The sequence below is a fragment of the Enterobacter cloacae complex sp. XAL002 genome, assembly GCF_049236805.1.
GTDB classification, from domain to species: Bacteria; Pseudomonadota; Gammaproteobacteria; order Enterobacterales; family Enterobacteriaceae; genus Enterobacter; species Enterobacter intestinihominis.
The window spans coordinates 280,310-288,515 of sequence record NZ_JBMKJN010000003.1 but is presented as its reverse complement, the minus strand read 5'-3'; the positions used below and the strand labels follow the sequence as shown (position 1 = coordinate 288,515).

Annotated in this window: 7 protein-coding genes and 4 tRNA genes; 1 reads left to right on the top strand and 10 read right to left on the bottom strand. The window is 54.6% G+C overall.

Translation table 11 applies throughout. The annotated features are described in order from the left end of the window. The 5 genes from ACOT0L_RS04590 to ACOT0L_RS04570 form a co-directional block, all read right to left on the bottom strand. Positions 1 to 643: GTP-binding protein (locus ACOT0L_RS04590; RefSeq protein ID WP_240074714.1), on the bottom strand; the 643-nt coding region annotated here is incomplete at its 3' end. 118 nt (positions 644 to 761) lie between these two features. Beyond that, positions 762 to 837 (bottom strand) — tRNA-Thr (locus ACOT0L_RS04585). A 6-nt stretch (positions 838 to 843) separates the two neighbouring features. Further along, positions 844 to 918 (bottom strand) — tRNA-Gly (locus ACOT0L_RS04580). Positions 919 to 1,034: 116 nt separating this feature from the next. Next, positions 1,035 to 1,119 (bottom strand) — tRNA-Tyr (locus ACOT0L_RS04575). Between the two features lie 8 nt (positions 1,120 to 1,127). After that, positions 1,128 to 1,203 (bottom strand) — tRNA-Thr (locus tag ACOT0L_RS04570). Positions 1,204 to 1,520: 317 nt separating this feature from the next. Here ACOT0L_RS04570 and coaA point away from each other — a divergent pair. Further along, positions 1,521 to 2,471, top strand: a complete 951-nt coding sequence (gene coaA / locus ACOT0L_RS04565) for a type I pantothenate kinase (RefSeq protein WP_032622068.1) — start codon at positions 1,521 to 1,523, stop codon at positions 2,469 to 2,471. Between the two features lie 43 nt (positions 2,472 to 2,514). Here coaA and dppF read toward each other — a convergent pair whose 3' ends face one another. The 5 genes from dppF to dppA all read right to left on the bottom strand — a co-directional run bounded on the left by dppF (position 2,515) and on the right by dppA (position 8,204). Beyond that, positions 2,515 to 3,513 carry a dipeptide ABC transporter ATP-binding subunit DppF gene (gene dppF / locus ACOT0L_RS04560; RefSeq protein ID WP_022646698.1) on the bottom strand — a complete coding sequence of 333 codons (999 nt, stop codon included), beginning with the start codon at positions 3,511 to 3,513 and terminating at the stop codon, positions 2,515 to 2,517. Beyond that, positions 3,510 to 4,493 carry a dipeptide ABC transporter ATP-binding protein gene (dppD, locus tag ACOT0L_RS04555; protein WP_010426220.1) on the bottom strand — a complete coding sequence of 328 codons (984 nt, stop codon included), beginning with the start codon at positions 4,491 to 4,493 and terminating at the stop codon, positions 3,510 to 3,512. Before dppD ends, dppF begins: the two co-directional genes overlap by 4 nt. A gap of 10 nt (positions 4,494 to 4,503) precedes the next feature. Further along, entirely contained in the window at positions 4,504 to 5,406 is a 903-nt protein-coding gene (gene dppC, locus ACOT0L_RS04550; protein WP_126502798.1) for a dipeptide ABC transporter permease DppC, read from the bottom strand. A gap of 9 nt (positions 5,407 to 5,415) precedes the next feature. Next, positions 5,416 to 6,435 (bottom strand): dipeptide ABC transporter permease DppB, encoded by a 1,020-nt coding sequence (dppB, locus tag ACOT0L_RS04545; protein ID WP_022646696.1) that lies wholly within the window; start codon positions 6,433 to 6,435, stop codon positions 5,416 to 5,418. Positions 6,436 to 6,596: 161 nt separating this feature from the next. After that, positions 6,597 to 8,204: a dipeptide ABC transporter periplasmic-binding protein DppA gene (gene dppA / locus ACOT0L_RS04540; protein ID WP_022646695.1), complete on the bottom strand. Its 1,608-nt coding sequence runs from the start codon at positions 8,202 to 8,204 to the stop codon at positions 6,597 to 6,599. Between the last annotated feature and the right edge of the window lie 2 nt (positions 8,205 to 8,206).

Sequence of the window (8,206 nt, the reverse complement as noted above, 5' to 3'; positions counted from 1 at the left end):
TTGGCAGCAGGAATGGCTTGTCAATCGCACGCTCTGGTTCTGGGATGTAAGAATCCAGGAAGCCAGCCAGTTCGATGATTTTCGCTTCCCACTCTGCGTCGCCTTCCAGCGCTTTCAGCGCGGAACCACGAACGATTGGAGTGTCGTCGCCTGGGAAATCGTACTGAGACAGCAGTTCACGAACTTCCATCTCTACCAGTTCCAGCAGTTCTTCGTCATCAACCATGTCGCATTTGTTCAGGAACACGATGATGAAAGGAACGCCTACCTGACGACCCAGCAGGATGTGCTCACGAGTCTGAGGCATAGGGCCGTCAGTCGCAGCAACAACCAGGATCGCGCCGTCCATCTGCGCAGCACCGGTGATCATGTTTTTAACATAGTCGGCGTGGCCTGGGCAGTCTACGTGTGCGTAGTGGCGAGTCGGGGTGTCATACTCAACGTGAGAGGTGTTGATGGTGATACCACGAGCTTTTTCTTCTGGTGCGTTATCGATCTGATCGAAAGCACGAGCAGCACCGCCGTAGGTTTTAGCCAGTACGGTAGTGATTGCAGCGGTCAGCGTTGTTTTACCATGGTCAACGTGGCCGATAGTACCGACGTTAACGTGCGGTTTTGTACGTTCAAACTTTTCTTTAGACATCGATTGTCCCTCTAAGACACGGATAAATCGGTGATATCACCACATCAACCAGGCGAAAATGCCTGAACTGTTGAATACATTTACATTGAAACAGAGAGAAAGGGAGGGAGAAGTGAAGTGGTGCTGATACCCAGAGTCGAACTGGGGACCTCACCCTTACCAAGGGTGCGCTCTACCAACTGAGCCATATCAGCACGTATTGGAGCGGGCAGCGGGAATCGAACCCGCATCATCAGCTTGGAAGGCTGAGGTAATAGCCATTATACGATGCCCGCATCCTGAAACTCGGCTACCCAGTTCTTTCTGTAACAAAAAAAGAGATTTCTCTCTTTTCTGTTCGAGCTGGTCAATTTTTCCAACCAGCTCCGGCGGCGTTGACGCTGCCAGAAAGTGGTGGTGGGGGAAGGATTCGAACCTTCGAAGTCTGTGACGGCAGATTTACAGTCTGCTCCCTTTGGCCGCTCGGGAACCCCACCGGACTTGATGGTGCCGACTACCGGAATCGAACTGGTGACCTACTGATTACAAGTCAGTTGCTCTACCTACTGAGCTAAGTCGGCATCAAGTAGCGCGCATTCTATGGAGACCTGCGCAGTCATGCAACTAAAAAATTGCATAAAACGTTCTTTCGCTCACATTTTATTCGAAACCAGGGCTAACCGCTGTAAATTCATCCGCTCGCGATTAAAAATCCAACATGAACGCCTGATTTCGGCACGCTATAGCCCCGGGTGATGCCTGCCCGGTTAAGCATCGCTTTCCCATATTTTTTCTTATTATTCCTCTCATCTGGTGTTAACCTCCTGCCCATTGTCCAAAATTAACTATGTGATGAGCCCGCACCCGCCGTTTCGTGATGGTTCACAGAAGCATGCTTATGAGCAAAAAAGAGCAAACGTTAATGACGCCCTATCTTCAGTTTAACCGTAGCCAGTGGGCAGCCCTGCGTGACTCCGTCCCTATGACACTGACGGAAGGTGAAATCGCACGGCTAAAAGGGATAAACGAAGATCTCTCCCTGGAAGAGGTGGCAGAAATCTATCTCCCCCTCTCTCGCTTGCTTAACTTTTATATCAGCTCCAACTTGCGTCGTCAGGCCGTACTGGAACAGTTCCTCGGCACGAACGGTCAACGTATTCCTTATATCATCAGTATTGCGGGCAGCGTGGCAGTGGGTAAAAGTACCACCGCGCGCGTGCTACAGGCGCTGCTGAGCCGCTGGCCGGAACACCGCAGCGTGGAGCTGATCACCACCGACGGCTTCCTGCATCCCAATGAGGTGTTGAAAGAACGCGGCCTGATGAAGAAGAAGGGCTTCCCGCTCTCTTATGATATGCACCGCCTGGTAAAGTTTGTCTCTGATTTAAAATCGGGCGTGCCGAACGTTACCGCACCGGTCTACTCGCATCTGATCTACGACCGCATCCCGGATGGTGACAAAACGGTGGTGCAGCCCGACATCCTGATTCTGGAGGGCTTAAACGTACTGCAAAGCGGGATGGATTACCCTCACGATCCGCATCACGTGTTTGTCTCTGACTTCGTCGATTTCTCAATTTATGTGGATGCGCCTGAAGATCTGTTGCAACGCTGGTATATCAACCGCTTCCTGAAGTTCCGTGAAGGGGCGTTCACCGACCCGGATTCTTACTTCCACAACTACGCTCAGCTCTCTGAAGAAGAGGCTATCAACGTGGCGACCGGGCTGTGGAATGAGATCAACTACGTCAACCTCAAAGAGAACATCCTGCCGACGCGCGAACGTGCAAGCCTGATCCTTACCAAGAGTGAGAAACACGCCGTTGACCAGATTCGTTTACGGAAGTAGATCTCAGACGTAAAAAAAACCGGCTAATCGCCGGTTTTTTCCTTTATGCATGCGGCTTTTCGCCGTTTTCATCCTGATCGACCGCGAAGCAGGCCACCAGCTGTCCACCATAATCTTTCAGTTGTGGCTGCAACTGCGTACACGGACCGAAGCGGCGACGGCAGCGGGCGTTGAACGCACATCCCGGCGGCGGGTTAAGCGGGCTTGGTAACTCGCCGGTCAGCTTAATGCGCTCACGGCGGTCATCCGGGTTCAGTCGCGGCGTCGCAGACAGTAGTGCCTGAGTATATGGATGACGCGGGTTATTAAAGATCTGATCTTTCGTCCCCTTCTCTACGCAGCGTCCCAGATACATCACCATCACCTCATCGGCAATGTGCTCAACCACAGACAGGTCATGGGAGATGAAAACGTACGACAGCCCAAGATCCTGCTGTAAATCCATCATCAGGTTCAGCACCTGCGCACGCACGGATACGTCGAGCGCCGAAACCGGTTCATCGGCAATCACCACGTCCGGGTCGAGCATCAGACCACGGGCGATGGCGATACGCTGACGTTGACCGCCAGAGAACATATGCGGATAGCGATCGTAATGCTCGGTTTTCAGGCCCACCTTCGCCATCATCGCCAGCGCTTTTTCACGACGCTGCTCTTTGCTCAGGTTGCTGTTGATCAGCAGCGGCTCTTCCAGAATCTGCCCCACTTTTTTTCGCGGGTTCAGCGAACCATACGGATTCTGGAACACAATCTGGATTTTCTGACGTCGCAGTTTCTGCGCCTGCGGATCGTGCTTGAGCAGATCCTGGCCCTGATAGTAAAGCTCGCCGCCAGTCGGAACTTCAATCATCGTTAACAGACGGCCCAGCGTGGACTTCCCACAGCCAGATTCCCCTACCACCGCCAGCGTTTTTCCGCGTTCGAGAGTAAAGGAGACACCATCCAGCGCTTTTACCAGGCGCTCAGGAGCAAAGAGGCCCTTCTTCACCGGGTAATGTTTTTTCAGGTCGATGGCCTGCAACAGCATTTGTTGCGTACTCATAGTGTTGGCCTCCCGGCATCATCGAGTGGGTAGTGGCATTTCGACTGACGTCCGTCAGCTAACAGGTTCAGCTCCGGCTCGTCGACGCGGCATTTATCCGTCGCATACGGGCAGCGCGGGTTAAGCAGACAGCCCTGAGGACGGTCATATTTACCCGGTACCACCCCCGGCAGCGAGGCCAGACGCGCTTTATCCTGCGCGAACTCCGGCAGCGCGCGCAGCAGCGCCTGCGTATAGGGATGACGCGGGGCCCGGAAGATATCGTGTGAACTCCCGGTCTCCACCACCTGGCCTGCATACATCACAATGATTTTGTGTGCCGCTTCAGCCACCAGCGCCAGATCGTGCGTAATCAGCACCAGCGCCATATTCTCTTTCTGCTGCAACTCCAGCAGTAGCTCAATAATTTGCGCCTGAATGGTCACGTCCAGCGCGGTTGTCGGTTCATCGGCAATCAGCAGTTTTGGACGACAGGCAATGGCCATCGCGATCATTACACGCTGACTCATCCCACCGGACAACTGGTGCGGATAAACGTCCAGACGCGATGCCGGATCGGGTATACCCACCTGCGTCAGCAGGTCAATAGCGCGCTGGCGACGGGTTTGCTTGTTACCGCCCTGGTGCACCTTAATGGCTTCCATAATCTGGAAACCCACGGTGTAACACGGGTTCAGACTGGTCATCGGGTCCTGGAAGATCATCGCCACTTCCGCTCCCACCAGTTGGCGGCGCTGTTTTTCGGAAATGCGCTGCAGATCCTGACCATTGAACTCCAGGCTTTCCGCCATTACGCGGCCGGGATAATCAATCAGCCCCATGATTGCCAGTGAACTCACTGACTTACCGGAACCGGACTCCCCAACGATACCAACCACTTCGCCCTGATTTACGCTATAGCTGATGCGGTCCACAGCACGAAACGGTGTGCCTTCATCGCCGAAGTGCACCGATAATTTATCTACATTTAATAACGCCATCTCGTGCCTCTTACTGCTTCAGTTTGGGATCAAGTGCATCACGCAGACCATCACCCATCAGGTTAAATGCCAGCACCGTCAGCAGAATCGCCAGACCCGGTAAGGTGACGACCCACCAGGCGCTTTGCGCGAACTGCAACACGTCGGAGAGCATGGTGCCCCATTCCGGTGTTGGCGGCTGCGCACCCATGCCAAGGAAGCCAAGAGCGGCCATATCGAGAATGGCGTTAGAAAAACCGAGCGACGCCTGAACAATCAGCGGTGCAAGGCAGTTAGGAAGAATATTGACGAACATCTGGCGCATCGCCCCCGCACCCGCCACTCGAGATGCCGTCACATAATCGCGGTTCACCTCGACCAGCACGGCCGCACGGGTTAATCGGACATAGTGAGGAAGCGCAACGAACGTTAGCGCGAGCGCGGCATTGCCTATCGAAGGACCAAAGACCGCGACCAGCACCAGGGCCAGCAGAAGGCTTGGCAATGCCAGCATGATATCGACGATACGCATGATGACGTTATCAACGATGCCGCCGAAGTAGCCCGCCACCAGACCAAGCACAACGCCCATGATCAGCGACAACACCACCACGAGACAGCCAACCAGCAGAGAGAGGCGCGCGCCGTACATCAGACGAGACAGCACATCGCGGCCAACGTCATCAGTACCGAGCAGGTGCGTCAGGCTACCACCTTCCTGCCAGGCCGGTGGCGCGAGCAGCGCATCACGGAACTGGTCCGCGGGGTTATACGGCGCAAGGAAGTTCGCAAACACCGCAATCAGGATCATGATGGAAACATATACCAGCCCGACGACCGCGCCTTTGTTGCGCTTGAAGTAGTGCCAGAATTCCTGCATCGGCGTCATTGGCACCGGTGCGGTAACCGCTTTATTTTGAGTAACTTGTGACATGATGGCCCCTTACTTCTTATGACGAATACGCGGGTTCACCACGCCGTACAGCAAATCGACCAGCAGGTTGACGAGGATAATCATCGTCGCGACCAGCAATACACCGCCCTGCACAACCGGATAATCACGGCGTTGCAGCGCATCAATCAGCCAGCGTCCAAGGCCTGGCCAGGAGAAGATGGTTTCGGTCAGGATCGCCCCGGCCAGCAGCGTACCGACCTGCAAACCGATAACGGTCACCACCGGCAGCATGGCGTTACGCAGGGCATGAATGATGATGACGCGCATACGGGTCAGACCTTTAGCGCGGGCAGTACGAATATAATCTTCGCCCAGCACTTCCAGCATGGAGGAACGAGTCATACGCACGATCACCGCAAGTGGGATGGTGCCCAGCACCATTGCAGGCAGGATCATGTGCGCAACCGCATCAATGAAGTTGCCCTCTTCGCCCCAGATCGCCGTATCAATCAGCATAAAGCCGGTTAACGGGTTGGTGTCGTCAAGGAAAACCATATCGCTGACACGTCCGGAGACCGGCGTCAGGTTCCACTGCACCGAGACCAGCATGATCAGCATCATGCCCCACCAGAAGATAGGCATGGAGTAGCCGGTCAGTGCCAGGCCAACGGCGGTGTGGTCGAAAATAGAGCCACGCTTAACGGCAGCCAGCACGCCGACGGGAATCCCCACCGCGGTCGCGAAGATCATGGCGCAGATGCCGAGTTCCAGCGTCGCCTGGAAACGCGGCACGAACTCGTCCCACACCGGAAGACGGCTTTTCAGTGAAATCCCTAAATCGCCGTGTAATACGCCCCAGATGTAGTGGAGGTACTGCTGCCACATCGGCTTATCAAGGCCGAGTTCAGCCAGCAGTTGCGCATGACGTTCAGGGGAGATACCACGCTCGCCCGCCATAATCATCACCGGATCACCCGGGATCATATGGACGAAGGCAAAAGTGAGAAGGGTGATACCGATAAACGTCGGGATAACCAGTCCCAGACGTCGGAGGATGAACTGCAACATAACCCGGATTCTCTCTGATGACGCACGCTCAGTAGCGTGACGTCTGTATTGCTCACAAATGTAAATTCCCTCTCCCTTCGGGAGAGGGTTAGGGTGAGGGGATGCATGCACGCCCCTCACCCCTGCCCTCTCCCACAGGGAGAGGGAGAACACCCTACTTATTATTCAACAGACACGTTTTCGAAGTGGTGTTTGCCCAGTGGATCGACCACGTAGCCCTTCACTTCTTTACGCACTGGCTCGTACACGGTGGAGTGAGCAACAATCAGCGCCGGAGCCTGATCGTGCATGACAACCTGCGCTTGCTTGTACAGTTCGATACGTTTGTTGTGATCATCGGTCGCACGCGCCGGCTGGATCAGGTCTTCAAACGGCTTGTAGCACCAGCGAGAGTAGTTGGAACCGTCTTTCGCTGCCGCACAGCTGAACAGGGTCGCGAAGAAGTTGTCCGGATCCCCGTTGTCGCCGGTCCAGCCCATCATGACCGCCTGGTGTTCGCCCGCTTTGGCGCGTTTCAGGTACTCGCCCCACTCGTAGGTCACAATTTTGGCCTGTACGCCTATCTTCGCCCAGTCAGCCTGAACCATTTCCGCCATACGACGTGCGTTCGGGTTGTAAGGACGCTGTACCGGCATCGCCCACAGCTCAACGGTGAAACCTTTATCCTGGCCCGCTTCTTTCAGCAGCGCTTTCGCTTTCTCAGGATCGTAGGTGTAGTCCTTAATGTCGTCGTTATAGCCCCACATGGTTGGTGGGATCAGGTTCTTGGCCGCAACGCCAGCGCCCTGGTAAACGGCTTTGATGATCGCTTCTTTGTTCACCGCGTAGGTCAGCGCCTGACGCACTTTCACGTCATCGAACGGTTTCTTCTCGGTGTTGAAGGAGAGATACCCCACGTTCAGGCCCGCCTGCTCCATCAGGTTGATATTTTTGTCCTGCTTCATGCGCGCGATGTCAGCCGGGTTTGGATACGGCATCACCTGACATTCGTTTTTCTGCAATTTTGCGTAACGCACGGATGCGTCAGGCGTGATGGAGAAGACCAGACGGTCGATCTGCGGCTTGGTGCCCCAGTAGCCCGGGAAGGCTTTATACAGAATACGGGAATCTTTCTGGTACTGAAGCAGCTGGAACGGGCCGGTACCGATTGGGTTCAGGTCCACTTTTTCCGGCGTGCCGGCTTTCAGCATGTTGTCCGCGTACTCTTTAGAGAGAATAGAGGCGAAGTCCATCGCCAGGTCAGCGAGGAATGGCGCTTCCGGACGCGTCAGCACGAACTGAACGGTTTTATCGTCCACTTTTTTCACTTCAGCAATCAGGTCTGGCAGACCCATCCCTTCGAAGTATTCATAGCTGCCGCCAGACACTTTATGGTACGGGTTCTGGGCATTTTTTTGACGGTCGAAGGAGAACACTACGTCGTCGGCGTTAAAGTCGCGCGTAGGTTTGAATTCTTTGCTGTCCTGCCACTTCACGCCCTGACGCAAGTGGAAGGTATAGGTTTTACCGTCTTCGCTGATATCCCACTTTTCAGCCAGGCCAGGAATCACTTCCGTGGTACCGGTTTTAAATTCAACCAGACGGTTATAGATCGGTACAGAGCTTGCGTCGTAAGTCGTACCAGAGGTAAAGAGCTGTGGGTTAAAGCCTTCCGGAGAGCCTTCAGAACAGTAAACCAGGGTTTTTGCCTGTACGCTTGCTGCGACGGTCATGGCCACCAGGCTCAGACCAAGCTTCAGCATCCCTGACTTCTTCAAGGAAATACTCATTA